The following is a 26,136-nucleotide window of genomic DNA, read 5'->3' on the forward strand; positions in this document are numbered from 1 at the left end:
CCTCAGCCTCAGTGTGTGATTGCCAGCTGGGGAGCTGGTTTGGGTCTGTGGAAAAACTTCTCGAGGTACAAGTATATGACCGGTGTGGTGAACAGCGTCAGCGCCTGGCTCACCAGCAACCCGCCCACCACCGCGATACCCAGCGGCTGGCGCATTTCCGCGCCGGGGCCGGAGCCCAGCATCAGCGGCACCGCACCCAGCAGGGCGGCCAGGGTGGTCATGATGATCGGCCGGAACCGCGTGACACACGCCTCGTAAATCGCTTCCTCGGGCGGCAGGCCGCGTACGCGCTGGGCGTCCAGGGCGAAGTCGATCATCAGGATACCGTTCTTCTTCACGATCCCGATCAGCAGCACCAGGCCGATCAACGCCATGATCGAAAAGTCCTGGCCCATCAGTGACAACATGATCAGCGCCCCCAACCCCGCCGATGGCAAGGTGGAGATGATCGTCAGCGGGTGCACGAAGCTCTCGTACAGCACACCCAGGATAATGTAGACCGCCACCAGTGCCGCGAGGATCAGCCAGGGCTGGCTGGCCAACGAACTCTGGAACGCCTGGGCCGCGCCCTGGAAGTTGCCGATGATGGTAGTCGGCATGCCGATTTCATTCTTCGCCTGGTTGAGCAGGATCACCGCATCGCCCAACGCGACGCCGGGTGCCAGGTTGAACGACAGGTTGGCCGCCGGGAACATGCCGTCATGGCTGATGGACAAGGGCCCGACGGTGGGCGGGTCGACCTTGGCCACCGCCGACAGCGGTACCATCTCGTTGGTCAGCGGCGAGCGCAGGTAGAAGTAGTTCAGGCTTTCGGCCTTGCCGCGTTGCTGGGTGTCCAGTTCCAGCACCACCTGGTACTGGTTGATCTCGGTCTGGAATTCGTTGATCTGGCGCTGGCCGAAGGCGTCGTACAGTGCCTGGTCCACATCGGTGGCGGTGAGGCCAAACCGCGCGGCGGCCTGACGGTCGATGCTGATGTGGGTGATGCTGCCGCCCAGCTGCAAGTCGTTGGACAGGTCGCGGAACGCCGGGTTGGCCCGCAGTTTTTCGGTGAGGCGCTGGGTCCAGGTATTCAGGGTCGGGCCGTCATTGCTCTTGAGCACGTACTGGTACTGGGCGCGGCTGGGGCCGGAGCTCAAGTTGATGTCCTGGCCGGCCCGCAGGTACAGGACGATGCCCGGCACTTTCGCCAGTTTCGGGCGGATCCGGTCGATAAACTGGCTGGCCGACACGTCGCGATCCCCGCGATCTTTCAAGGCAATCCAGAACCGGCCGTTGGCGATGGTCTGGTTGCTGCCGGTCACACCCACCGAATGGGAGAACGCTTCCACCGCCGGGTCATCCTTGACGATCTCGGCGATTGCCTTGTGCTTGGCGACCATGTCCGGGAACGACACGTCGGCCGCCGCTTCGCTGGTGCCGAGGACGAAGCCGGTGTCTTGTACCGGGAAGAAACCCTTGGGGATAAACACGTAGCCGACCACGGCCAGGGCCAGGGTCACCATGAAGATCGCGGCCATGGTGCGTTGATGGGCCAGGGCGCGGCGCAGATTGCGCGCATAGCCGGCCAGCAGGCGTTCGCTGAAACCGGGTTTGTCGTGGGCATGATGGGTTGGTGCGCGCATGAACAACGCGGCCAGGGTCGGCGCCAGGGTCAGCGAGACCACCACCGAAATCAGGATGGTCGAGGTGGCTGTCAAGGCAAACTCCTTGAACAACCGTCCCACGACACCGCCCATGAACAGCAGCGGGATAAACGCCGCCACCAGTGAGAAGCTGATGGAGACCACGGTAAAACCGATTTCACCCGCGCCCTTGATCGCGGCTTCGCGCTTGTCGAGGCCCGCTTCCAGGTGGCGGTGAATGTTCTCCACCACCACGATCGCATCGTCCACCACAAACCCCACGGCGATCACGATCGCCACCAGGGTCAGGTTGTTCAGGCTGAAGCCCATCAGGTACATCAGGGCAAAACTGGCTACCAGCGACACACCGAGCACGCTGGACACGATCAACGTGGCCGACAACTGGCGCAGGAACAGCGCCATCACCGCCACCACCAGCAGGATGGCGATCAGCAGGGTCACTTCCACTTCATGCAGGGACGCGCGGATGGTCTTGGTGCGGTCGGTCAACACGCTGACCTGCACCGAGGCCGGCAGCATGGCTTGCAGGCGCGGCAGTTCGGCTTGAATGCGGTCCACGGTCTCGACGATATTCGCGCCGGGCTGGCGGGAGATCACCAGGTTGACCCCTGGCGTGTCGCCGGACCAGGCCTGCACGTAGGCGTTTTCCGAGCCGTTGATGACTTTGGCGATATCCCGCAGCTGTACAGGTGCCCCGTCCTTGTAGGACACGATCAGTTGGGCGTAATCCTCGGGGTGGAACAACTGGTCGTTGGTCGAGAGGGTCGACACGCTGTTTTCGCCGTAGATCGCGCCCTTGGCCAGGTTCAGGCTCGATTGCTGGATCGCCAGGCGCACGTCCGCCAGGGTCAGGCCGATGGCCGCGAGTTTATCGGCCGACGCCTGCACCCGGATGGCCGGGCGTTGCTGGCCGGTAATGTTGATCTGGCCGACCCCGTCGATCTGGCTGATCTGCCGGGCCAGCAGGGTTTCCACGTAGTCGCTCAGCTCGGTGCTGGGCATGCTGTCCGAGCTGACGCTGAGGATCAGCACCGGGCTGTCCGCCGGGTTGACCTTCTTCCAGGTCGGCAGGCTCGGCATGTCGCTGGGCAGTTTGCCGGACGCGGTGTTGATCGCCGCCTGCACTTCCTGGGCGGCGGTGTCGATGCTCTTGGTGAGGGTGAATTGCAGGGTCAGCAGGCTGGAGCCCAAGGCGCTGCTGGAAGTCATCTGGGTCATGCCGGGGATGGCGCTGAATTGCACCTCCAGCGGCGTTGCCACGGATGAGGCCATGGTGTCCGGGCTGGCGCCGGGCAGCGTGGCGCTGACCTGGATCGTCGGAAATTCCGCTTCCGGCAGTGGGGCGATGGCCAGGCGTGGAAAGGCAATCATCCCGAGCAATACCAAAGCGAAGGTCAGCAGCAAGGTGGCGACCGGGTGGTCGACGCACCAGGCCGACGGCGAACGACTGCCGCTCATGGCTGCACCTTGGCATCAACGGTCTGGATCACCTGCGGCGGCTCCTTGAGCACATCGACCTGGGCGCCCGCCTTGAGCCGGGACTGGCCGTCGCTGACCAGCACATCGCCGGCCTGCACACCCTGGAGGATGTTCATGTCGCTGTTCTGGTACAGCACCTGCACCGGCACCACCTCAACCTTGTCACCCTTGAGCCGGTACACGAAGTGCGAATCCAGGCCGCGTTGCACCACGGTAGGCGGCACCACCAGGGCATTCTTGTGCAGGGCGGTCTGGATGCGGATCGTCACCAACTGCCCCGGCCAGAGTTTCTGAGCGCCGTTGCTGAACTCGGCCTTGGCGCGGATGGTGCCGGTGGTGCCGCTGATCTGGTTGTCGATCAGGCTCAGGCGGCCCTCACCCAGCAGGTCGCCGGTCTGGCCGTCGGTGTCGGCGCCCATGTAGGCGTTGACGTCGGCGGGCAGTTGCGCGGCGATCAGGCCTTGCAGGGTCGGCAGCATCTGTTGCGGCAGGGAGAACTCGACAGCAATCGGGTCGATCTGGGTCACGGAGAACAAGCCCTGGGTGTCGCTCATGCGCAGGAAGTTGCCTTCATCCACTGTGCGAATCCCGACGCGACCGGTAACCGGCGAGCGAATCTGGGTGTACGAAAGCTGCACCTGGGCCGAATCAATCGCGGCCTGGTTGCCTTGGGCCGTGGCCTTGAGCTGGTTGACCAGGGCTTGTTGCTGGTCATAGGTCTGCTTGGACACGCCGTCGTCGATGCTCAGTTCCTTGTAGCGCTTGAGGTTGACCAGCGCGACTTGCAGTTGCGCCTGGCTTTCCCCGAGTTGCGCCTTGGCCTGGTCCAGGCTGGCGCGGATCGAGCGGTCATCAATGGTCGCCAGCAGGTCGCCGGCCTTCACCAGTTGACCTTCCTTGACCAGCAATTTGGTAAGGATGCCGTCGATCTGCGGGCGAATCACCACACTGTGCAACGACAGCACCGAGCCGATGCCGCTGACAAACCGCGGGATGTCCTGCTGTTTGACGCTGATCACCCGCACCGGGATCGCCGACGATGCGGTCAGTTTGGTCTTGGCCGGGCGGGTCACCACCCAGGCAACCACGGCCAGTACCACAAGGACGCCCACGATCAAGGCAGGTTTTCGTTGAATGTGCATGGGGTGAGGCGCCAGGGCAAAGGATCGGAAGAATGAAGGCTCTTTATAGCCCGCCAACCGGGTCAGCAAAGTGACTGCTAACTGACAGCGCCGTCAGTAAAGTCCGACCATTCGTACGAGCAGTGGTTAAAGATCCGAGGCGCGCAGGTATACTGCGCGGCGGTGTGGCCTGCAAGTCGGGCCCGCGTCATTTTCAGTACTCCCCGGAGCTTCCATGAATTCCCCGACACAACCCGCTGTTGAAGCGGTCGACATCGACCAACAGGCCAACCCTGACAGCGTCGAAGGCGAAACCAAGGCCGAGATCCCGGCGTTCAAGTTTCCGTTCAAGCCGGGCGAACTGGCCGGGGCGAAAAACGCCAGCCAGCCGTGGTACAAAAACGGCGCCAAGAACGGCCACACCAAGAGCCCGGGCATGGCGCCTCCCGGCACCCGTCGCTCGATGGGCAAGCGCTGACCGGTAATAAATCCTCCGTAATGGAGATTTATGCCTACAACAGTTACTGACGTTTCGCCTTGTAGGCCTGCGGCCAATTCTTGAAAGCTTGCATGACACCCGCTTGCCCCGACTCTTTCGCTCGGGGCTGGACGTGGTAAAGCTGGTTTTCTGGAAAAGGACGTCCCCTGTGGTTCTGATACGCAACTGTGTCGTGCTGTTGTTGTCGCTGATGGCCAGCGTTTTCTCCACCACTGCGGCCAGCGGTCAACCACGGCATGAAATTCGTTTCGCCGTTGCTGCGCAATTTCCACCCTTCCAAAGCCGCAATCAACATGGCCAGCTTGCAGGGCTGAACATCGAGCTGGGCAATGCCCTGTGCATACAGCTCAATGTGCGGTGTACCTGGGTCGACCAGGTCCTTGTGGAAAACTTCCCCGCCCTTGAAGCCAGGCAATTCGACGCGATCATGGGCATGGCCCCTACACTGAAACGGCGCCAGCGGGTGAATTTCACCGATAACCTTTATCCGATCACCACGCGCCTGGTGGCCCGCAAGACATCAGGGTTGAAGCCGACCCCACGGTCACTGAAGGGCAAGCGCGTGGGCGTTCTGGTGGGCAGCAACCGCGAAGCCTTCGCCCTGTCGAAGTGGGCGCCCAAGGGGGTCATCGTCAAGGCATTCTGGCGCAATGACGAGTTGATCCGCAGCCTGCTGGCAGGCGACATCGATGCAACATTGCAAGGCACCGTGGAAATCCGTGAGGCGCTGCTCGACACCGCTGATGGTCAGGTTTTCGACTTCCTCGGCCCTCACGTCTCCACCGAACTGCTGGGTAACGGCGTGGCGATCGCACTGCGCAAGCCCGACACCGCCTTGCGCAGCGCCCTCAATCACGCCCTCGAGCAACTGAAGCAGAGCGGCGAATACCAACGCATCATCGAGCCCTACCGCCTGGACGCGCCGCTCTCCAGACCGTAATGGCCAATTAATTGCGCGGAACATGAGCTGGATCAGTATTTGCCCAACCGGTGCGCTTAGAGTCGACGCCCTGCCGACTCCTCCAACAATCACGAGCGCGCTTTTTCATGAAGATCAATCTGCCGGTCACCGGTCGAAATGTGGATTTTGCCCCCGACGCCAATATCCTCTCGACCACCGACCTGACCAGCGCAATTACCTACGCCAACCAGGACTTCATCGATATCAGCGGCTACACCCGCGAGGAGCTGCTGGGCACGCCGCACAACCTGCTGCGTCACCCGGACATGCCGGCCGCGGCGTTTGCGCACATGTGGCAGGTATTGAAAAGCGGTCGCTCGTGGATGGGTATGGTGAAAAATCGCTGCAAGAACGGCGATCACTATTGGGTCAGTGCCTATGCCACGCCGGTCACCCGGGACGGCGTGACGGTGGAGTATCAATCGGTGCGCACCAAGCCCGATGCACGGCGGGTGCATCGGGCCGAACGGGCCTATGCCCGCCTGCGTGCCGGCACTCGGCGAGCACGGCCCGTGGTGGGCATGACCTTCAAGCTGTCGGCATGGGTCCTGGTGGCTTGCGCCACAACCTGGGCATTGGGCCTTGGGCTGGCGCCTTATTCGCTGACCTGGCAACTGCTGGCGGTAACGGCGGCCTGCACCGCGGGGGTAGCGGGTGTGCATGGCTTGTTACGGCCCCTGGCACAGTTGAACCAGCGGGCACGGCTGATTGCCGATAACCCGCTGAGCCAGGCGATCTACACCGGGCGCAAGGACGAGTTCGGACGCATCGAGTTTGCCATGCAGATGCTGGAGGCGCAGGTGGGCGCGGTGGTCGGCCGGATTGGCGATGCATCGCAACGTCTGTCCGGCCATGCCGCGGCGCTGGTGCAACAACTGGACAGCAGCCACACCAGCAGCCTCGGCCAACAGACCCAGACGGATCAGGTCGCCGCCGCGATCAATCAAATGGCCGCCAGCGTGGCGCAAGTCGCCGAGCACGCGCTGCAGGCGTCCAGGGCCGCTGACCAGGCCGGCAGCGAAACCCGCGAGGGCCATCAACGGGTGGATGAAAGCCGCGACGCGGTGCTGCGTTTGTCCGAGGAACTGGCGCGGGCCACCGCAGTGATCCATCAACTGGAAAGCCACAGCGGCGATATTTCCGGGGTGCTGGAAGTGATCCGGGCGATTGCCGAACAGACCAACCTGCTGGCGCTGAATGCCGCCATCGAAGCGGCGCGGGCCGGGGAGCAAGGACGCGGGTTTGCCGTGGTGGCCGATGAGGTACGAGGCCTGGCTCAGCGTACGCAGGATTCGACCAATGAGATCCAGCGCATGATCAGCACCCTGCAAGGCGGCGCCCGGGATGCGGTGCAGGCGATGGCGCAAAGCAGCCAGCATGTCGAGGCCAGCGTCGATCAGGCCCAGCGCGCCGCTGCCGCACTGGATGGGATCAGCCAGCGAGTGACCCGAATTACCGCCATGAGCCAGCAGATCGCGGCGGCGGTGGAAGAACAGAGTGCGGTGAGCGAAGACATCAACCGCAACATCATCGGCATTCGCAATGCCGGGGAAGTGACGGTCAGCGCTGGCCAGCAGAGCCAGCTCAGCTCAGGGGACGTGGCGGGGCTGGCGGATGACTTGCGGCGGTTGGCGGAGGAATTCTGGGGCAAGCGGCGCTAGCGCTTAAGCCGCCCGCAATGAAATGAAGGCGTAGTTCGCCGGCACCTCGGTGGCAATCCGGGCGCCGGCATCCAGCAGTTGCTCGGCAATGTCCATCCCGGACACATGAAACACCCACTCATTGGCCTGCACGACTTCTTGCGTCGCCAACTCGATCGCCTGGGCAAACAGGCCCATGTCGGGCAAGTACGCGGTAAACCCATCGCCCTTGAGCGCCGTGGTATGGATGCCCAGCAACCCGCACACGGCTTCCTTGGCCTGGATATCATCGCGGTCAGCCTGGCGTGAGCGGCGGATCAACTCGGCCAGCTCCTTGTCCATCAACTCGCCCCCCACGATCAGCGCCGGCCCCTGCTCCCAGGATTCCGGCGGGCAGTCCTTGGCTGCCGGGTTCAACGGGATGTGCGGATTGATCTCCATCGGGTAGATGCGGCACACCAACGGCCGCCGCTCGTAAATGCGGCAACGGTCGTCTTCGTCAAGATTCCGGCAGCGCCCGGCGTTATAGGCGGCAAAGGTGATTGCCACATACGCCTCGGTATTGCCGCTGGGCACGATGGCGGAACGGCGTTGTGCGTGGTCACGTTGCAACTCGGGCAGCCCCAGGCCACTGCCCAGGAAACCTTCCACCAGCACGATGACATTACCGCCGTCAGCCGCCCAGCTGCGGGCTTCTTCGAGGGTCAAGGGCACATGGTGGTCGGTGCAGCATTTGCCACAACCGACGCAGGAAAAATGGGTATTCATGGAGGATCTGTCACCAGGCAAGGTCAGAAGGCACTCATGAACGGTGGCGGGTTTTTGCCTCTGTTCACCGTTCTGCCTCTGTGCAAAGCAAGTTATGCGCCAGCGCCGTCAGTCCTCGGGGACAAGGTCGCGAAGCACAAACACCATGCCCGCACGTTCATACAACTGCCGTGCCCGCAAGTTGGACTCCAGCACCTTGAGGTCGACAAACGCTTCGCCGCGTTGCTTGAACACCTGGAAGGTGTGCAGCAATAACGCACGGCCCAACCCCATGCCCTGGGCACAGGGGTGAATGGCCAGGTTCTTGATGTAGGCGCTGGTCCAGCATTGGGACACACCCAGGATGCCGCTGGCGTTACTTGCCACCAGGCACAGTTTTGGGTCGAACTCGGCATCGGTAACGAACTGCTGGCGCCAGTGCTCAAGGGAGCCGACCCGTCCGCCGCCTTGTTCCTGGGCCAGGCTCAATACCGCGTGGATCGCCGGGGCCATGGCTTCGCGGTAATGATCCAGCTGGATATCCGCCGGCCATTGCGGGGCGGGCAGGCTGCCGGTGAGGTCGCGGCGCAGCAGCTGGAAATATTCACCCACCGGTCACAGGCCCTGTTGCGCCACGGTCTGGGCGGCTACCACCAGGCACTTGGTCAGTTCCGGCGAAGAAAACTTGGTGAGTACCGCATTGGCGCCGGCCAGGCGGGCTTTTTCGCTGTTCATCGCACTGTCCAGGGAGGTGTGCAGCAGCACATAGAGGTCCTGGAAGTCCGGGGTTTCCCGCAGGGTGCGGGTAAAGGCGTAGCCGTCCATTTCGGACATTTCGATGTCCGAGACCACCACGTTGATTTGCTCGACGGTGCCTTGCAGCTCCAGCAAACGGTCAATGGCTTCCTTGGCACTGCGGGCGGTGTGGCAGGTGAGGCCGAGGTTGCGCAGGGTGTGCACCGACTGCTGCAGCGCCACCTGGCTGTCGTCCACCACCAGGATTCGGGCGTTGCCCAGCACTTCGGCTTCTTCCATGGTGAGGTCGGTGGGCGCCGCTTCGATCTGCGCCGGGGCGATGCCGTGGATGACTTTCTCGATGTCCAGCACTTGCACCAGGGCGCCTTCGACCTGGGTCACACCGGTGATAAACGAACGCGTACCGCCGGAACCAAACGGCGGCGGGCGAATGTCGGTGGTCAGGCAGTGCACGATCTTGCTTACCGCCTGCACATGCAGGCCCTGCTTGGAACGGCTTACATCGGTGACGATCAGGCAGCCGCCGTCCGGGTCTTGCAGGGGCATTTCCCCCAGGGCGCGGCTCAGGTCGATCACCGACAACGCGGCGCCGCGCAAGGTGGCGATGCCTTTGACGTGGGGGTGCGACTCCGGCAGCTTGGTCAGCGGCGGGCAGGGAATGATTTCACTGACTTTCAGCAGGTTGATCGCCATCAGCTTGCCGCTGCGCAAGGTAAAGAGCAGAAGCGAGAGTGAATCTGCGCGGGCTTTGGTGGTGGACATAAAAACCTTCTGTGGATCAGGGATGACGATCTATAGACCGTTATCGACTTGCGCGCGAAAAACTGTAGGAGCGAGCTTGCTCGCGAAGAACCTGAGGGCGCTGTGTTTATCCAGGCTGCCCGCGTTATCGTTGACGCTTTTCGCGAGCAAGCTCGCTCCTACCTACAACAAGCAGTCGTCAGCCCTTCCACACCTGCGGGTTTACCAGATCCTGCGGACGCTCGCCCAGCAAGGCGCTGCGCAGGTTTTCCAGGGCGCGGTTGGCCATGGCTTCGCGGGTCTCGTTGGTGGCCGAGCCAATATGCGGCAGGGTCACCGCATTGCTCAGCTGGAACAGCGGCGACTCGGACAGCGGCTCCTGCTCGTACACATCCAGGCCGGCACCACGGATGGTCTGGTTTTGCAGGGCCTGGATCAGCGCCGGCTCATCCACCACCGGGCCACGGGAGATGTTCACCAGGATCGCACTGGATTTCATCAGGCCCAGCTCGCGATGGCTGATCAGGTGGCGGGTTTTCTCGCTCAGTGGCACCACCAGGCAGACGAAGTCGGCTTCGGCCAGCAACTGGTCGAGGCTGCGAAACTGCGCGCCGAGTTCCTGTTCCAGTTCGGTCTTGCGGCTGTTACCGCTGTATAGAATCGGCATATTGAAACCCAGGCGACCCCGACGCGCCACGGCCGCGCCGATGTTGCCCATGCCGACGATACCCAGGGTCTTGCCGTGTACATCACAGCCAAACAACGGCGCGCCGACGCTGGCTTTCCACTGGCCGGCCTTGGTCCAGGCGTCCAGTTCGGCGACGCGGCGGGCGCTGCTCATCAGCAGGGCGAATGCCAGGTCGGCGGTGCTTTCGGTGAGCACATCCGGGGTGTTGGTGAGCATGATCCCGCGCTCATTGAAGTACGCCAGGTCGTAGTTGTCGTAGCCCACCGACACGCTGGAAACCACTTCCAGTTTGCTCGCACCTTCCAGTTGCGCGCGGCCCAGTTTGCGGCCTACGCCGATCAGGCCGTGGGCATGGGGCAAGGCTTCGTTGAACTGGGCGTTGATGTCGCCCTGCTTGGGGTTGGGGGCGATGACATCGAAATCCTGTTGCAGGCGTTCGATCATTTCCGGGGTGACGCGGCTGAAGGCGAGGACGGTCTTTTTCATGGAAGGCAGGCTCATCGACTACGTGGGAATGGCAAGCACGCTAACATTCTTGGGTAGGGCTTGTCAGGCCGGCCCTCACACCCCACAGCCAGACTGTTGCGATTTGGGCAACAGTCATTATCTTGTTACACTCTGTATCGCACCGCTCACCTGCGCTAATTTGTCGCATCGATGAGCGCAGCGGTTAAGACCGACCCGCTCTCCCCCGATTTCCCTCGACTTATTTCCAGGGCTCTACACTGGGGATCTGTCTTAAAGCCGCTGAGTTCAGCGGCTTTTTTTTGCGCTGAAAAAAGGCCAGGAACCCCAACAACACTGGCCGGTTTCGATTGACCCAAAGGAGCTCCACCGGTGAAAACCTCGCTGACGTTCACCCCGTTATTCCTCGCGATTGCTGCAACGATCGTTCCCCTTGCCCACGCGGCAGACACCCCGGCCACCGACGGCTTCGTCGAAGGTTCCAGCTTCAAGATCAACACCCGCAACTACTACATGAACCGCGACCGTCGCGACATTCACACCGATGACAGCAAGGAATGGGGCCAGGGCTTCATCGGCATCTTCGAATCCGGCTACACCCCCGGCATCGTCGGCTTCGGCCTGGACGCCAACGCCATGCTCGGCCTCAAGCTCGACGGCGGTGGCGGCACCGATGGCTCGAGCATCCTGCCGGTAAGCTCCGGCAACGGCAAAGCGCCCGGCTCGTTCTCCACCGCCGGCGCCACCCTGAAAATGCGCGCCTTCGACACCGAACTGAAAGCCGGCGACCTGTTCCTCAACAATCCGGTGATTGCCGGCGGCATGACCCGCATGCTGCCCCAGACCTTCCGCGGCGTGAGCCTGACCAACCACAGCCTGGACGGCTGGATGTTCGAGGGCGGCCAGGCCAGCTTCACCAAGCTCTACAACCAGAGCGGCCATCGCCGCATCGGCACCAGCTACGGCGCATTGCCCAATGGCGAAGACAGCCGCCACCTGGACTGGGCCGGCGTGTCCTTCAGCGGCGTGCCGGGGCTGACCAGCAACCTGTACGCGTCCGAACTCAAGGACATCTGGAACCAGTACTACTACGACCTCGACTACACCTGGCAGTTGAACGAGCTGGTCAGCCTGAACCCGGGCCTGCACTACTACCACACCCAGGAGACCGGCAAAGCCTTGCTGGGCAACATCGACAACAACACCTACAGCCTGCATTTCACCGTGGGCGTGGGCAATCACAGCGTTACCGCCGCCTACCAGCGGGTCAACGGCAACACGCCGTTCGACTACATCAGCCAGGGCGACAGCATCTACCTGGACAACTCCCAGCAATACTCCGACTTCAACGGCCCCAACGAGCGCTCGTGGAAGCTCAAGTACGCCTATGACTTCGTCGGGCTGGGCCTGCCGGGCCTGACCTCGGCGGTGTCGTACATCAGCGGCAAGACCGACCTGACCACGGTCGATCCGGACAGCCGTGGTTACTCATCCTGGTACAGTGCCGACGGCAAGAACGCCAAGCACTGGGAACGGGACATCGACCTCAAGTACGTGGTGCAAGGCGGCAAGGCCAAGGACCTGGCCGTGCGCCTGCAATGGGCGACCAATCGCGGCGGCAATGGCTACGCGGCAGTGGACCGGGACGTGGATGAGTACCGCGTGATCGTCGACTATCCGATTGACGTTTTTTAACCTTCAGGCTTTCTTTTAGCGGCGACGACTTATTTTTCACAGCATGGAACTAAACTGCCAGCATCTTGAGTGCCGAAGCCAGTCCCATGAGTCAACGCCGCGCCTTCACCCTGCCTGCACGCCCGGAGCTTTTGCTGATTCTGGGCAGTGGCCTTACTGTCGTGCTGATCGTGGTCATCGTTGCCGTACTGCTGATCCGCGAACACGCCAGCGCCTTGCAGGCAGCCAAGCGTTCCACCAGCAATATCACCCAACTGATCAATGCCGATGTGCTGCGCAACGTCGAGCTCTACGACCTGGCGCTGAACGGCCTGATCACCGCAACCACTCGCGATGACCTGCCCCAGGTTTCCGCCGAAGTCCTGCATATGGTGCAGTTCGACCAATCCACGGCCGCCCCTTTCAAAGGCGAAGTCCTGCTGCTGGACAAAACCGGCGCGGTCACCGCCGACTCCTCCACGCTGACCCCCACGCCACGTAATTTCGCCAATCGCGACTATTTCCAGATCCACCAGCAGAACCCCGATGCCGGGCTGTTCATCAGTCGGCCCTTCAGGATTCGTTGCGACTGCGATCAAGTCTGGCGCATCGCCTTCAGCCGCCGGGTGCCCGGGCCCAATGGCGAGTTTGCCGGTGTGGCGGTGGCAACCATGCGCCTGGCGTATTTCGACCAGTTGTTCAATAGCCTGACCATCGGCAGCGGCAGCAGCATCAACCTGCTGAATAACGACGGCATCCTGTTGGCCCAGCAGCCGCTGCTCGAAAGAGACATGATCAACAAGGACCTGAGCGCGCGGCCCAACTTCAAGCGAATGCTGCGCGAAGGCAGCGGCAGTTTCAGCGCCATCTCCGCCATCAGTGGCGCGCAACGGCTGTACACCTTCACCAGCGTCGGCGCGCTGCCGCTGATTGTGGTGGTGGCGTTGTCGAGCGATGACGTGTTTGCCGCCTGGAAGCGCGCCGCCCTGCTGATCAGTGGCGCCACCGGCGTGCTGTGTGTGGGGCTGTTGTGGCTGACCTGGATGCTGCGCCTGGAACTGCGCCGCCGCTATCGCGCCGAGAAGGTGTTGTCGGAACTGGCGGCCACCGACGGCCTCACCGGCCTGGCCAACCGCCGCACCCTCGACCAGCGCCTGCGCCTGGAATGGGAGCGCGCGCAACGCTCAGGCGAGCCACTGGCCTTGCTGATGATTGATGTCGACCACTTCAAGGCCTTCAACGACCGCCATGGTCACCAGGGTGGCGATGAGGCCTTGCGCAACGTGGCCCGGGTCATCGGCAGCAATATTCGTCGCCCCGCCGACCTGGCTGCGCGCTACGGCGGCGAAGAGTTCGCGGTGATCCTGCCGGATACCGACGGCGAGGGTGCGAGCACCATCGCCGAACATATCCGCAGTGCGGTGGAGCACTTGCCACCGGCGGACGGCGACGCGCTGTCGGTCACCGTCAGCGTCGGGCTCAGTACCTGGGACAAACGCAGCCGTGGCTCGCTGGAAGAGCTGCTGCTGAGTGCCGATCGGGCGCTGTATGACGCCAAGCATTCCGGGCGCAACCGCATCGTTCACAGCCAGGCCACATAAGCGGTTATCAGCAACTACGCTAAGGGCATCCTCGAAGCAGAAGTACGCCCGATGAGCCCAGGCACTACCCGCCCGCCCCGCCCCACCCACCGTCCGGAGCTGCTGCTGATCATCGGCAGTTGCGTCACGGTGCTGCTGATCATGCTGGTGGTCGCGGTGCTGCTGATTCGCGAACACGCCAACACGTTGCAGGCGGCCCAGCGCACGGCCAATAACATCACCCAACTGATCGACGCCGACGTGCTGCGCAACGTCGAGCTGTACGACTTGTCGATCAAAGGGCTGATCGCCGCCACCGAACGCACTGATTTGGCTGGGGTATCGGCCGGCATCCGTCACCTGGTGCTGTTCGACCGTTCGGAAGCGGCGCCCTACAAAGGCGACATCCTGCTGTTGGACAAGGATGGCAACGTGATCGCCGACTCAGCCCTGCAGACGCCCAAATCCGCCAACTTCGCCGACCGCGATTACTTCCAGGCCCATCGGCAGAATCCCGACCTGGGGCTGTTCATCAGCCGGCCCTTCATGGCGCGCTGCGTGTGTGACGACCAATGGCGTATCGCTTTCAGCCGCCGGGTTTCCGGGCCGGATGGGCGATTCCTCGGCGTGGCCGTGGCCACCATGCGCCTGTCGTACTTTCAGCAACTGTTCCGCAGCCTGAATATCGGCAGCGACAGCACCATCAACCTGATCAACCGGCAAGGCATCCTACTGGCCCAGCAGCCGCTGCTGGAACGGGACATGATCGACAAGGACCTCAGCCAGCGGCCCAACGTCGCGCGCATATTGCACGAGCGCGACGGCAACTTTCGCGGCACCTCCAGTGTGGATGAGGAGCACCGCCTGTATACGTTCTCAACGGTGGGCGATCTACCGCTGATCGTCGTCGTAGGGCTGTCCACGAATGACATATTCGCTCCCTGGAAGCGCGCAGCACTGGTGATCAGCGGCGCCACCGGGATTTTGTGCATCGGCCTTTTGTGGCTGACCTGGATGCTCTGCATGGAACTGCGCAGGCGCCACCGTGCCGAACAGGTGCTGTCAGAACTGGCAGCCACCGACGCGCTCACCGGCCTGGCCAACCGCCGCACCCTGGACCAGCGCCTGCGCCTGGAATGGGACCGCGCCCAGCGTTCGGCCGAACCGTTGACGGTGCTGATGATTGACGTGGACCACTTCAAGGCGTTCAACGACCGACATGGCCATCAAGGTGGTGACGAGGCACTGCGCACGGTGGCGCAGGTGATCGAGGGCAATATCCGCCGCCCGGCCGACCTCGCTGCTCGCTATGGCGGGGAAGAATTTGCAGTGGTGCTGCCGCATACCGACAGCCAGGGTGCACGCGTGATTGCTGAACATATCCGCAGCAGTGTCGAACACCTGCCGCGAGTGAGCGGGGATACGGTGCCGATTACCGTCAGCATCGGCCTCAGTACCTGGACCAAAAACAGCCGCACCACGCTGGAGGAATTACTGCTCAACGCCGACCAGGCGCTGTATGAGGCCAAGCATACCGGGCGTAATCGCGTTGTTGATGCCGGCGCTTTAAAGCCGTGACGCAAAGCGTCACAGGAGGCGTTACCACGCAGAGCGTGGGAACGATCAAAAAAAAGGCCACCCGAAGGCAGCCTTTAAAAACAAAAGGAAAGAGAGTTGTTACTTACACCGCCGCGACGGGACGCATGTAAGAGATCGGTGCGGTGCTGGCATCTTCGAAGGTCACGACTTCCCAGGCATCTGTCTGTGCAATCAGCTTGCGCAGCAGTTGGTTGTTCAGGGCGTGGCCAGACTTGAAGCCTTTGAACTCGCCTATCAGGCTATTGCCCAGCAGGTAGAGGTCACCGATTGCATCGAGGATCTTGTGCTTCACGAATTCGTCTTCATAGCGAAGGCCGTCTTCGTTCAGTACACCATCCGCGTCGACCACAATGGCGTTTTCAACGCTGCCGCCGAGTGCGAGGTTGTGCTTGCGCAGGTACTCGATGTCACTCATGAAACCAAAGGTACGGGCGCGGCTGACTTCTTTTACGAACGAAGTGCTGGAAAAATCCACGCTTGCACTTTGGGTGCGGTCACGGAATACCGGGTGATCGAAATCGATCTCAAAGCTCACTTTAAAGCCTTCGAACGGGACGAAGGTGGCGCGCTTGTCGCCGTCTTCTACTGTCACTTCCCGCAGAATGCGAATGAACTTCTTGGCTGCGTCCTGTTCTTCCAGGCCGGCAGATTGAATCAAGAATACGAAGGGTCCGGCGCTGCCATCCATGATCGGGACTTCGGACGCGGAGAGCTCGACGTAGGCGTTATCGATGCCCAGACCGGCCATGGCCGAGAGCAAGTGCTCCACCGTGTCCACTTTGACGTCACCGTTGACCAACGTGGTCGACATCGTGGTTTCGCCAACATTTTCCGCGCGAGCAGGTATCTGCACCACAGGGTCCAGGTCGGCACGAACAAACACGATGCCGGTGTCGACAGGTGCGGGCTTGAGGGTCAGGTATACCTTCTCCCCGGAGTGCAGACCTACACCTGTGGCACGGATAATATTCTTCAGGGTGCGTTGTTTAATCATGGCTTGGACCGCTTCAGCGCAAATTGCGAACTGGTATCAACAAAGGCTGGCGATAATAGCAGACCAGACCTTTGCTGAACACCAATCACCTTCATAGCCCTGATACATTCCATTAATCGGCCTGACGACGCAGGAAAGCCGGGATGTCCAGGTAGTCCAGGTCATCTTGCGGATTCGGGCTGCGGGATGCAGCAGCACCGGCCTGAGCCTGGTTGCGCATCACGGTCGGACGATCCAGGTCACGATAGTTCACAGACGGCAGTTCCTGGCGCGAAGGCGCTGGAGCGGCAGCTTGCTGGCTGGCGTGGCTGGTATGGACGGTGTTGTCGATGACCTTTACAGGCTTCTCGATTTTCGCACCCAGGCCGGTCGCAACAACGGTCACGTGCAGTTCGTCGCGCATGTCCGGATCGATAACGGTACCGACCTTGACCATGGCGTGCTCGGAAGCGAAGGCTTCGATGATGCTACCCACGTCGGAGTACTCACCCAGGGACAGGTCAGGACCGGCGGTGATGTTCACCAGGATGCCGCGTGCGCCTTGCAGGTTCACGTCTTCCAGCAACGGGTTGCGGATGGCCGCTTCGGTAGCTTCACGTGCACGGTTCGGACCGCTGGCGCAGCCAGTGCCCATCATCGCCATGCCCATTTCGCTCATCACGGTACGTACGTCGGCAAAGTCGACGTTGATCATGCCCGGACGCTTGATGATGTCGGAGATACCGCGAACGGCACCGGCCAGTACATCGTCAGCCTTGGCAAACGCGGACAGCAGGCTTGCGTCCTTGCCGAGGATGGTCAGCAGCTTCTCGTTGGGAATGGTGATCAACGAGTCGACGCTTTCGGACAGCAGACGGATGCCTTCATCGGCGATCTGCATGCGCTTGCGACCTTCGAACGGGAATGGACGGGTCACGACGGCAACCGTCAGGATCCCCATTTCCTTGGCCACTTCGGCAATGATCGGCGCAGCACCGGTACCGGTACCACCGCCCATGCCCGTGGTGATGAACACCATGTTGGTGCCTTGCAGCACTTCAGCGATGCGCTCGCGGTCTTCCAGGGCGGCTTGACGGCCGACTTCCGGATTCGCGCCGGCACCCAGGCCCTTGGTCACGGCTGTGCCCAATTGCAGGATGGTGCGTGCACCGATGCTTTTGAGGGCCTGGGCGTCAGTGTTGGCGCAGATGAATTCAACGCCTTCAATGTTGCTCTTGACCATGTGGTTGACAGCGTTGCCGCCGCCACCGCCGACGCCGATCACTTTGATGACCGGGCTTGCGGGGATGTTGTCTACGAGTTCGAACATTTTCCCTCTCCTTTCATTTCTCTAGTTTTTTCGCCTACTACTTGAAACGGTGTTGCGGTAAATCTTTAGAAATTGCCTTTCACCCAAGCCTGCAACCGCTCGAACAACGGCGCTTTCGCTTCGTCGTCGCTTCTGTAGCTGTCGCGGTTGCTCGGGCCCGACAGGGAAATGCCGTCGGTCTGCTTTTGCAGCCCGTACAACAGCAAGCCCACACCGGTGGAATAAATCGGGTTGCGCACTACGTCGCCCAGGCCTTTCACGCCATGGGGCACGCCCAGGCGGACTGGCATGTGGAAGATTTCCTCGGCCAGTTCGACCGCGCCTTCCATCTTCGAGGTGCCACCGGTCAGCACGATGCCGGCCGGGATCAAATCTTCGTAGCCGCTGCGACGCAGTTCAGCCTGGATCAGGGTGAACAGTTCGTCGTAGCGCGGCTCGACCACTTCGGCCAATGCCTGGCGCGACAGTTCGCGCGGTGGACGGTCGCCCACGCTTGGCACCTTGATGGTTTCACCAGCACCGGCCAGCTTGGCCAGGGCGCAGGCGTAACGGATCTTGATTTCTTCGGCGTACTGGGTCGGTGTGCGCAACGCCATGGCGATGTCGTTGGTCACCTGGTCACCGGCAATCGGGATCACCGCGGTGTGACGAATCGCACCCTCGGTGAAGATCGCGATGTCCGTGGTGCCGCCGCCGATGTCCACCAGGCACACGCCCAGTTCTTTTTCGTCGTCGGTCAGTACCGAGTAAGCCGAAGCCAACTGCTCGAGAATGATGTCGTCGATTTCCAGGCCGCAGCGGCGCACGCATTTTTCAATGTTCTGTGCAGCGTTGACGGCGCAGGTCACTACGTGAACCTTGGCTTCCAGACGTACGCCCGACATGCCCAGGGGCTCGCGAACGCCTTCCTGGTTATCGATCACGTAGTCCTGCGGCAGGGTGTGCAGCACGCGCTGGTCAGCCGGGATCGCGACGGCTTGCGCTGCGTCGAGTACCCGCTCCAGGTCGGCCGAGCTGACTTCGCGGTCGCGAATCGCCACGATGCCGTGGGAATTCAGGCTGCGGATGTGGTTGCCGGCAACGCCGACAAATGCCGAGTGAATCCGGCAACCGGCCATCAGCTGCGCTTCTTCGATGGCGCGCTGGATCGATTGCACGGTGGATTCAATATTCACCACCACGCCCTTCTTCAGGCCCCGGGACGGATGCGTGCCGATTCCGACGATTTCCAGCGTGCCGTCGTCCGCGACCTCGCCTACCAGCGCCACCACCTTAGAGGTGCCGATATCCAGACCGACGATCATTTTGCCGCTTTGCACGTTTGCCATGGGTCCTGCCTCTTCTTAATTCTTCGCGACAGCAGGTTGCGCTGCCGTGGGCGCCGCAGGGGCCCGCCAGCCGACGGCGAGGCCGTTGGCGTAACGCAGGTCGATGCTCGCAATGTTCGTAATCTGTTCTTTCAAGGTCTTTTCATAGATGGCAATAAAACGGCGCATCTTTTCCACCAGGTTGCCGCGTCCCAGCAACAACTCGATGCCCGGGCCGGAACTGCCTGCACCCGTGGTCAAAAACCAGCTGCCCCGCTCGCGCAATTCCAGTCGCGCAATCGAGAAGCCCAACGGCCGCAGCATCTGGCTCAACGCCTGGTACTGCTGCATCACTTGCTGCTGCGCCCGCTGCGGTCCGAACAACTGCGGCAGGTGCTCGTAATTCGCCACTTCGCGAGGTGCAAACGCCTGGCCCTGGTTGTTCAACAGCGCACCATCACCCCAACGGGCCACGGGCAGTTGTTCTTCCAGGCGGATCGTCACTTGATCCGGCCACACGCGACGTACTTCGGCGTGGGCAATCCATGGCATCTGTTCCAGCTCGGAGCGCATGCCTGCCAGGTCGATGGTGAAGAAGCTCGACGCCACAAACGGGGCGATTCGCTGCTGCACGGCTTGCTGGCTGATGTAGCTCAAGTCACCCTGCACGCTGATCTTGGTGATCGGCCGGTCGGCATACGGCAGCAGGCGCTGGGCGCCTTCATACGTACCGAACCCCAGGGCCACCAGGATCACCGGCCAGAACAGCGCCTTGAGAAAACCAAAGTTGGCTTTCGGCATGCGCGCCGACATCGGCTCTTTAGCCACCATTCGGCTGGCACCACGCGGCACCGGCTTGCGGCCGGGAGCGGGTTGCTGATGACGAAGCGATGCGCCGTTCATGGTCTTAGCCTCGTGGCTCTATGCTTGCTGCCAGGATCGCCAGCACCAACTGCTGGAAATCCAGGCCGGCGGCACGAGCGGCCATGGGTACCAGGCTGTGGTCGGTCATCCCGGGTGCAGTGTTGACTTCCAGGAACCAGAAGTTCCCCTGGTCATCCTGCATCACGTCTGCCCGCGCCCAACCGGCGATACCCAGCGCCTCACAGGCTTTCGCCGTGAGGTCCATCAATTCCTGTTCCTTGGCTGCGTCGAGGCCGCACGGGATCCGGTACTGGGTATCGGAGGCCACATACTTGGCGTCGTAGTCGTAAAAGGTGTGGGGCGTGCCCAATGCGATGGGCGGCAATACCTGGCCACGCAGAGTAGCGATGGTGAACTCGGGACCTTGAATCCACTGTTCCACCAACACTTGCGAATCGTAGGTACTGGCCGCTTTCCATGCGTCAATCAATTCGGCGGCTGAGTTCACTTTAGCCATGCCGATACTGGAGCCTTCATGGGCTGGTTTGACGATCAAAGGCAGGCCCAGTTCCTTGGCTGCAGAAATACAATCGTCTTCGCTGCACAGCACGCTGTGACGCGGGGTCGGAATACCCAGGCTGTGCCACACCTGCTTGGTCCGCAACTTGTCCATGGCCAGGGCCGAAGCGAGGATGCCGCTGCCGGTATACGGAATGCCCAGGCACTCCAGCAGGCCCTGCATGCTGCCGTCTTCACCGCCACGTCCGTGAAGAATGATGAAGGCGCGGTCGATCTTCTCGGCCTGCAGGCGCGACAGGAAGTCATCACCCACGTCGATGCCGAACGCATTCACACCGGCACTTTGCAGCGCTTCCAGCACGGCATTGCCGGACTTCAGCGACACTTCACGCTCAGCGCTCTTGCCACCGAACAGCACCGCAACCCGGCCGAAGTCGGCAGGTTGAATGGTCGAGAACAGGGAGCCGTAGTCAGTGGTCATTTCGACTTCCCCTGTGCGGCGGCAAACAGCGGGCTTGCCAGCAATTTAGGGGCGAGGCCACCGATGTCACCGGCACCCTGGCACAGCAGGATGTCGCCGGCACGCAGCAGCGGCTTGACGATCGGCGCCAGGTCCACACCACGCTCGATGTAGATCGGGTCCAACTGGCCGCGTTGACGGATGCTGTTGCACAGCTTGCGGCTGTCGGCACCCGGGATCGGTTCTTCACCGGCCGGGTAGACTTCCATCAGCAGCAACACGTTGGCATCCGCCAGCACATTGACGAAATCGTCGTACAGGTCGCGGGTACGGCTGTAGCGGTGCGGCTGGTACACCATCACCAGGCGGCGTTCCGGCCAGCCACCGCGTACGGCCTTGATCACCGCTGCCACTTCGGTCGGGTGGTGACCGTAGTCGTCCACCAGCATCACGTTGCCGCCGTCCACCGGCAGTTCGCCGTAGACCTGGAAGCGACGACCCACGCCGGCAAAACCCGACAGGCCTTCGACGATGGCTTCATCGCTGACGCCTTCGTCGGAGGCGATGCAGATGGTCGCCAGGGAGTTGAGTACGTTGTGGTTGCCCGGCATGTTCACCGAGACATCCAGCGGCTCGCGGTCAGGACGCAGCACGGTGAAGAAAGTCTGCATGCCTTGCTGGCGCACATTGATCGCGCGCACGTCACAGTCTTCGCTGAAGCCGTAGGTCACGGTCGGACGCTTCACCAGCGGCAGGATTTCGCGCACCACCGGATCGTCCAGGCACACCACGGCCAGACCGTAGAACGGCAGGTTGTGCAGGAACTCGACGAAGGTTTTCTTCAGTTTGTTGAAGTCACCGTCGTAGGTCGCCATGTGGTCGGCGTCGATGTTGGTCACCACGGCCACCAGCGGTTGCAGGTGCAGGAAGCTGGCGTCGCTTTCATCGGCTTCGGCGATCAGGTAACGGCTGGTCCCCAGTTGTGCATTGGTGCCGGCTGCATTCAGGCGGCCACCGATGACGAACGTCGGGTCCAGGCCACCGGCGGCGAATACCGAGGCGATCAGGCTGGTGGTGGTGGTCTTGCCGTGGGTACCGGCGACGGCGATGCCGTGGCGGTAGCGCATCAGCTCAGCCAGCATTTCGGCACGCGGCACTACGGGAATGCGGCGTTCAAGGGCGGTGGCCACTTCCGGGTTGGAGGTGTTCACGGCACTGGAGACCACCAGCACATCGGCTTCGGCGGCGTTCTCGGCGCGGTGGCCGATAAAGATTTTCGCGCCAAACGATTCCAGGCGCTCGGTGACCGGCGACATTTTCAGGTCGGAGCCGGACACCTGGTAACCCAGGTTCAGCAACACTTCGGCGATCCCGCACATGCCCACGCCGCCGATACCGACGAAGTGGATGCGACGGATGCGGCGCATTTCCGGCTGTGGCATGGCTTTCTGATTCTCAACCATGGGCCACCTCCAGGCAGATATCGACCACGGTGCGGGTTGCGTCAGGTTTGGCCAGGCGGCTTGCGGTGCTCGCCATGCTGTTCAGTCGTTCCGGTTGCATCAAAACCTCGGTCAGGCGTGCGGCCAAATCGGCGGCGCCAGTCGTTCTTTGCGGCAGCAGGAAGGCAGCGCCCTCCCCAGCCAAATATTCGGCGTTGCGGGTCTGGTGATCGTCGATCGCGTGGGGCAAAGGCACCAGCAAGGACGGCAGACCGGCGGCAGCCAGTTCACTGACGGTCAACGCACCTGCGCGACAGACCACCAGGTCGGCCCAGCCATAGGCTTGGGCCATGTCTTTGATGAAGGGCTGCACATTCGCCTCCACACCCGCATCGCGATAACGCGTCGCGGTCACTTCATCGTGGTTCTTGCCGGCCTGATGGAAGATCTCCGGGCGCAGCTCCACGGGGAGTTGCGACACCGCTTCAGGCAGCAATTTGTTCAACGGTTCGGCGCCCAGGCTTCCGCCCAGGATCAACAGGTGCGCCTTGCGACCGGCCAATGGCTGGCGGGCGATGTCCATGAACAGTTCGGTACGCACCGGGTTGCCGGTGGTACGCAGCTTGTCCGCGGCACCAAAGGTCTTCGGAAACGCCTCGCATACCCGTGCAGCCAAGGGCACCAGCAGGCGGTTGGCAGTGCCGGCCACGGCATTCTGCTCGTGGACGATCACTGGCACGCCGGCGAGTCTTGCCGCAACACCGCCCGGGCCGGTCACGTAGCCACCAAAGCCCAGCACGCATACCGGCTTCACTTCGCGGATCACCTTGCGCGCTTGCCACACGGCCTTGAGCAACACGAACGGCGCCTTCAGCAGGGACAATTTGCCCTTGCCACGCAAGCCGGTGACGTTGATCAAATGCAGCGGCAAGCCGGCATTCGGTACCAGATCGTTTTCGATGCCCCGCGGCGTACCGAGCCAATGCACGGTGTAGCCACGGTTCTGGAACTCACGGGCACAGGCCAGCGCCGGGAACACGTGGCCACCGGTGCCGCCTGCCATGATCAGCACGTTAGCGCCCATGGTTCGGCTCCTCGGCGAAGTCGCTTTCGCTGAACTCCATCTCTTCGCTGCCCAGGTGGGTCCGACTCTCCCACTCGATGCGCAGCAACAACCCGAGACAGGCGCAGCAAATCACCAACGAGCTGCCGCCGTAACTGAGGAACGGCAAGGTCAGGCCCTTGGTCGGCAGCAGGCCGACGTTCACCCCGATGTTGATCAGGAACTGGCCGATCCACAGGAACGACAAGCCGTACGCCACGTAGGCGGCGAAATATTGCTTGGCCTTTTCGGCCCACAAGCCGATGTACATGCCGCGAACACACACGAACACGAACAGCGCGACGGTGCACAGCGAACCGACCACGCCCAGCTCTTCGGCGAGTACCGAGAACACGAAGTCGGTGTGGGCTTCCGGCAGGTAGAACTGCTTCTGCACGCTGTTGCCCAGGCCCACGCCCAGCCACTCACCGCGACCGAAGGCGATCAACGCCTGGGTCAACTGGTAGCCGGAACCGAACTGATCGGACCACGGGTCGGTAAAGGTAATCAGACGGGCCATCCGGTAGGGTTGCGCCTGCACCAGAATGGTCACGGCGGCCACCGCCAGCACCACCATCAGGGTGAAGCGGAACAGGCCGACGCCACCGAGGAACAGCATCGCCGCCGCCGCGCCCATCATTACAACGGTGGCACCGAAGTCCGGCTCCATCAGCAACAGGCCGGCCATGGGCAGCAGCACGATGAACGGCTTGAAGAAGCCCATCCAGCTTTCGCGTACTTCTTTCTGGCGCCGCACCAGGTAGCCGGCGAGGTAGATCACCACGAACACCTTGGCGATTTCCGACGGCTGCACGTTGAACGCACCGAAGCCGATCCAGCGCATCGAACCGTTCACCTCACGCCCGATGCCGGGCAGGATCACCATCACCAACAGGCCGAAGGCGCCCACCAGCATCAGCCAACCCAGGCGCTGCCAGGTGGCGATCGGGATCATCATGGTGACGATGCATGCGCCAAGGCCAATCACCAGGTACACCAGGTGACGGATCATCATGTACAGGGTGTTGCCCGATTGCACCGCAGCCACTTCCGAGGAGGCCGAGGTGATCATCACCAGGCCCAGGCCCAGCAGCGCGAGGCAACCGGCGAGCATCGGGAAGTCCAGGTCGATACCGCGCCCGGTAATGATCGGCGACGGGTACGGCTTGATGATGTTACGGAAATTGATACTCATGCCAAGGCCTCCACGGCGCGGGCGAACAGCTGGCCGCGCTCTTCGTAGTTCTTGAACATGTCGAAACTGGCGCAGGCAGGCGACAGCAGCACCACGTCGCCCGGCTGAGCCAAGACTTTGGATTGGGCGATGGCATCGTCCAGGGACTGCGCGCGCACCTGCGGTACGGCGTCGCCCAGGGCATCGGCGATCAGGCCGGAATCACGGCCCATCAACACCACGGCGCGGCAGTTGGCGGCGACCGGGCCTTTAAGGTCCTTGAAGTCGGCACCCTTGCCGTCGCCACCGGCAATCAGCACGATCTTGCCTTGAATGTCGGCACCCAAACCTTCGATGGCAGCGAGTGCCGCACCGACGTTGGTGGCCTTGGAATCGTTGTAATAGCCAACGCCATCCAGCTCGCGAACCCACTGGCAGCGATGCTCAAGGCCGGCAAAGCTGCGCAGGGCCGAGAGCATGGCGTCGAACGGCAAGCCGACGGCGTGACCGAGCGCCAGCGCCGCCAGGGCGTTGGCCTGGTTGTGGGCACCACGGATTTTCAGTTCGCGCACCGGCATCAGGTTCTGGAATTCGAAGGCCAGGTATTTCTCGCCGTTCTCTTCCCGAAGGCCGAAAGCCTTGAAGTCGGGTTTGTTCAGGCCGAAGGTCCAGCACGGCAGACCTTCGCCGATCAGCGGACGGCTCAGGGCATCCTGACGGTTCACCACCACTTGCCGCGCGCCACGGAAGATCCGGTGCTTGGCCAGATGATACGCCGGCAGACCGCTGTAGCGGTCCATGTGGTCTTCGCTGACGTTAAGCACGGTGGCCACTTCGGCGTTGAGCTGGTCAGTGGTTTCCAGCTGGAAGCTCGACAGCTCCATCACGTACAGCTCGACGTCGTCGTTGAGCAGGTCCAGCGCCGGCGTGCCGAGGTTGCCGCCCACGGCCACGCGCTTGCCGGCCGCAGCCGCCATCTCGCCCACCAGGGTGGTCACGGTGCTTTTGGCATTGGAACCGCTGATGGCCACGATCGGCGCCTTCGCGTTACGCGCGAACAGCTCGATGTCGCCGGACAACTTCACGCCACGGGCCGCCGCCGCTTGCAGGGCCGGGGTCGCCAGGGCCAGGCCGGGGCTCACGTAGAGCTCATCGGCACGGCACAGAAACTCGACATCCAGCTCGCCACAACGCACTTCCACGTGCGGGTAGTCACGGCGCAGCGTGACCAGCTCCGGTGGATTTTCCCGCGTATCGGCCACGGCAAACGACGTGCCCCGGTTCGCCAGGAAGCGAACCAGGGACATGCCGCTCTTGCCGAGGCCGACAACGATGCGGAAGTGGTCTGAAGCGATCAGGGACACTCGTT

20 protein-coding genes and 3 pseudogenes are annotated in these 26,136 nt (G+C 62.3%); 7 read left to right on the forward strand and 16 right to left on the reverse strand.

Features of this window, described 5'->3' with window-relative positions; translation table 11 throughout:
• Positions 1–8: 8 nt before the first annotated feature.
• Entirely contained in the window at positions 9–3,104 is a 3,096-nt protein-coding gene (locus tag HX821_RS18495; RefSeq protein WP_008434191.1) for a multidrug efflux RND transporter permease subunit, read from the reverse strand.
• Positions 3,101–4,267 carry an efflux RND transporter periplasmic adaptor subunit gene (locus HX821_RS18500; RefSeq protein ID WP_003216249.1) on the reverse strand — a complete coding sequence of 389 codons (1,167 nt, stop codon included), beginning with the start codon at positions 4,265–4,267 and terminating at the stop codon, positions 3,101–3,103. Before HX821_RS18500 ends, HX821_RS18495 begins: the two co-directional genes overlap by 4 nt.
• 214 nt (positions 4,268–4,481) lie before the next feature.
• Between HX821_RS18500 and HX821_RS18505 the strand changes: the two genes are divergently transcribed.
• The 4 genes and pseudogenes from HX821_RS18505 to HX821_RS32015 form a co-directional block, all read left to right on the forward strand.
• On the forward strand, positions 4,482–4,724 hold the full coding sequence (locus HX821_RS18505; protein WP_003216247.1) for a hypothetical protein: 243 nt from the start codon (positions 4,482–4,484) through the stop codon (positions 4,722–4,724).
• 169 nt (positions 4,725–4,893) lie between these two features.
• The gene (locus tag HX821_RS18510) at positions 4,894–5,685 is read left to right on the forward strand and encodes a transporter substrate-binding domain-containing protein (RefSeq protein ID WP_177036209.1); all 792 of its coding nucleotides are present in this window, start codon (positions 4,894–4,896) and stop codon (positions 5,683–5,685) included.
• A gap of 107 nt (positions 5,686–5,792) precedes the next feature.
• Positions 5,793–6,074: pseudogene (locus HX821_RS32010) on the forward strand (PAS domain-containing protein); the annotation flags it as partial.
• Between the two features lie 297 nt (positions 6,075–6,371).
• Positions 6,372–7,367: pseudogene (locus HX821_RS32015) on the forward strand (methyl-accepting chemotaxis protein); the annotation flags it as partial.
• 3 nt (positions 7,368–7,370) lie between these two features.
• Here the strand turns inward: HX821_RS32015 and HX821_RS18520 are convergent.
• From HX821_RS18520 to HX821_RS18535, 5 genes and pseudogenes are all read right to left on the reverse strand, one after another.
• Positions 7,371–8,114, reverse strand: coding sequence for a YkgJ family cysteine cluster protein (locus HX821_RS18520; RefSeq protein ID WP_003216242.1), 744 nt, complete (start codon positions 8,112–8,114; stop codon positions 7,371–7,373).
• A 108-nt stretch (positions 8,115–8,222) separates the two neighbouring features.
• Positions 8,223–8,705 (reverse strand): N-acetyltransferase, encoded by a 483-nt coding sequence (locus HX821_RS18525; protein ID WP_008434201.1) that lies wholly within the window; start codon positions 8,703–8,705, stop codon positions 8,223–8,225.
• A gap of 3 nt (positions 8,706–8,708) precedes the next feature.
• A complete protein-coding gene (locus HX821_RS18530; protein ID WP_063027220.1) occupies positions 8,709–9,611 on the reverse strand; it encodes a chemotaxis protein CheV in 903 nt (300 codons plus the stop codon).
• 57 nt (positions 9,612–9,668) lie between these two features.
• Positions 9,669–9,761 (reverse strand): annotated as a pseudogene (locus HX821_RS31850) (outer membrane lipoprotein carrier protein LolA); the annotation flags it as partial.
• A gap of 28 nt (positions 9,762–9,789) precedes the next feature.
• Positions 9,790–10,764, reverse strand: a complete 975-nt coding sequence (locus tag HX821_RS18535; RefSeq protein WP_003216236.1) for a D-glycerate dehydrogenase — start codon at positions 10,762–10,764, stop codon at positions 9,790–9,792.
• Positions 10,765–11,115: 351 nt separating this feature from the next.
• Between HX821_RS18535 and HX821_RS18540 the strand changes: the two genes are divergently transcribed.
• The 3 genes from HX821_RS18540 (at position 11,116) to HX821_RS18550 (ending at position 15,575) form a co-directional block, all read left to right on the forward strand.
• Complete coding sequence (locus HX821_RS18540) at positions 11,116–12,438, forward strand: OprD family porin (RefSeq protein WP_177036211.1); 1,323 nt, start codon at positions 11,116–11,118, stop codon at positions 12,436–12,438.
• An 86-nt stretch (positions 12,439–12,524) separates the two neighbouring features.
• On the forward strand, positions 12,525–14,018 hold the full coding sequence (locus HX821_RS18545) for a sensor domain-containing diguanylate cyclase (RefSeq protein WP_008434208.1): 1,494 nt from the start codon (positions 12,525–12,527) through the stop codon (positions 14,016–14,018).
• A 51-nt stretch (positions 14,019–14,069) separates the two neighbouring features.
• Positions 14,070–15,575, forward strand: coding sequence for a diguanylate cyclase (locus HX821_RS18550; protein WP_177036212.1), 1,506 nt, complete (start codon positions 14,070–14,072; stop codon positions 15,573–15,575).
• Between the two features lie 103 nt (positions 15,576–15,678).
• Here the strand turns inward: HX821_RS18550 and lpxC are convergent, their stop codons facing one another.
• The 9 genes from lpxC to murD all read right to left on the reverse strand — a co-directional run bounded on the left by lpxC (position 15,679) and on the right by murD (position 26,131).
• Entirely contained in the window at positions 15,679–16,590 is a 912-nt protein-coding gene (lpxC, locus tag HX821_RS18555; protein ID WP_003216227.1) for a UDP-3-O-acyl-N-acetylglucosamine deacetylase, read from the reverse strand.
• A 112-nt stretch (positions 16,591–16,702) separates the two neighbouring features.
• Positions 16,703–17,899, reverse strand: coding sequence for a cell division protein FtsZ (ftsZ, locus tag HX821_RS18560; protein ID WP_003216225.1), 1,197 nt, complete (start codon positions 17,897–17,899; stop codon positions 16,703–16,705).
• A gap of 65 nt (positions 17,900–17,964) precedes the next feature.
• Positions 17,965–19,227, reverse strand: coding sequence for a cell division protein FtsA (gene ftsA / locus HX821_RS18565; RefSeq protein ID WP_003216224.1), 1,263 nt, complete (start codon positions 19,225–19,227; stop codon positions 17,965–17,967).
• A 15-nt stretch (positions 19,228–19,242) separates the two neighbouring features.
• Positions 19,243–20,109 carry a cell division protein FtsQ/DivIB gene (locus tag HX821_RS18570; protein ID WP_023659197.1) on the reverse strand — a complete coding sequence of 289 codons (867 nt, stop codon included), beginning with the start codon at positions 20,107–20,109 and terminating at the stop codon, positions 19,243–19,245.
• Between the two features lie 4 nt (positions 20,110–20,113).
• Positions 20,114–21,070 carry a D-alanine--D-alanine ligase gene (locus HX821_RS18575; RefSeq protein WP_003216220.1) on the reverse strand — a complete coding sequence of 319 codons (957 nt, stop codon included), beginning with the start codon at positions 21,068–21,070 and terminating at the stop codon, positions 20,114–20,116.
• Complete coding sequence (gene murC, locus HX821_RS18580; protein ID WP_003216219.1) at positions 21,067–22,512, reverse strand: UDP-N-acetylmuramate--L-alanine ligase; 1,446 nt, start codon at positions 22,510–22,512, stop codon at positions 21,067–21,069. The genes HX821_RS18575 and murC overlap by 4 nt, the downstream gene beginning before the upstream one ends.
• Positions 22,505–23,575 carry an undecaprenyldiphospho-muramoylpentapeptide beta-N-acetylglucosaminyltransferase gene (murG, locus tag HX821_RS18585; RefSeq protein ID WP_003216217.1) on the reverse strand — a complete coding sequence of 357 codons (1,071 nt, stop codon included), beginning with the start codon at positions 23,573–23,575 and terminating at the stop codon, positions 22,505–22,507. The genes murC and murG overlap by 8 nt, the downstream gene beginning before the upstream one ends.
• Positions 23,565–24,788, reverse strand: coding sequence for a putative lipid II flippase FtsW (gene ftsW / locus HX821_RS18590; protein ID WP_003216215.1), 1,224 nt, complete (start codon positions 24,786–24,788; stop codon positions 23,565–23,567). The genes murG and ftsW overlap by 11 nt, the downstream gene beginning before the upstream one ends.
• Positions 24,785–26,131: a UDP-N-acetylmuramoyl-L-alanine--D-glutamate ligase gene (gene murD, locus HX821_RS18595; RefSeq protein WP_177036213.1), complete on the reverse strand. Its 1,347-nt coding sequence runs from the start codon at positions 26,129–26,131 to the stop codon at positions 24,785–24,787. The genes ftsW and murD overlap by 4 nt, the downstream gene beginning before the upstream one ends.
• Positions 26,132–26,136: the final 5 nt, after the last annotated feature.

It is taken from the genome of Pseudomonas sp. B6001 (assembly GCF_013386015.1).
GTDB lineage: Bacteria > Pseudomonadota > Gammaproteobacteria > Pseudomonadales > Pseudomonadaceae > Aquipseudomonas.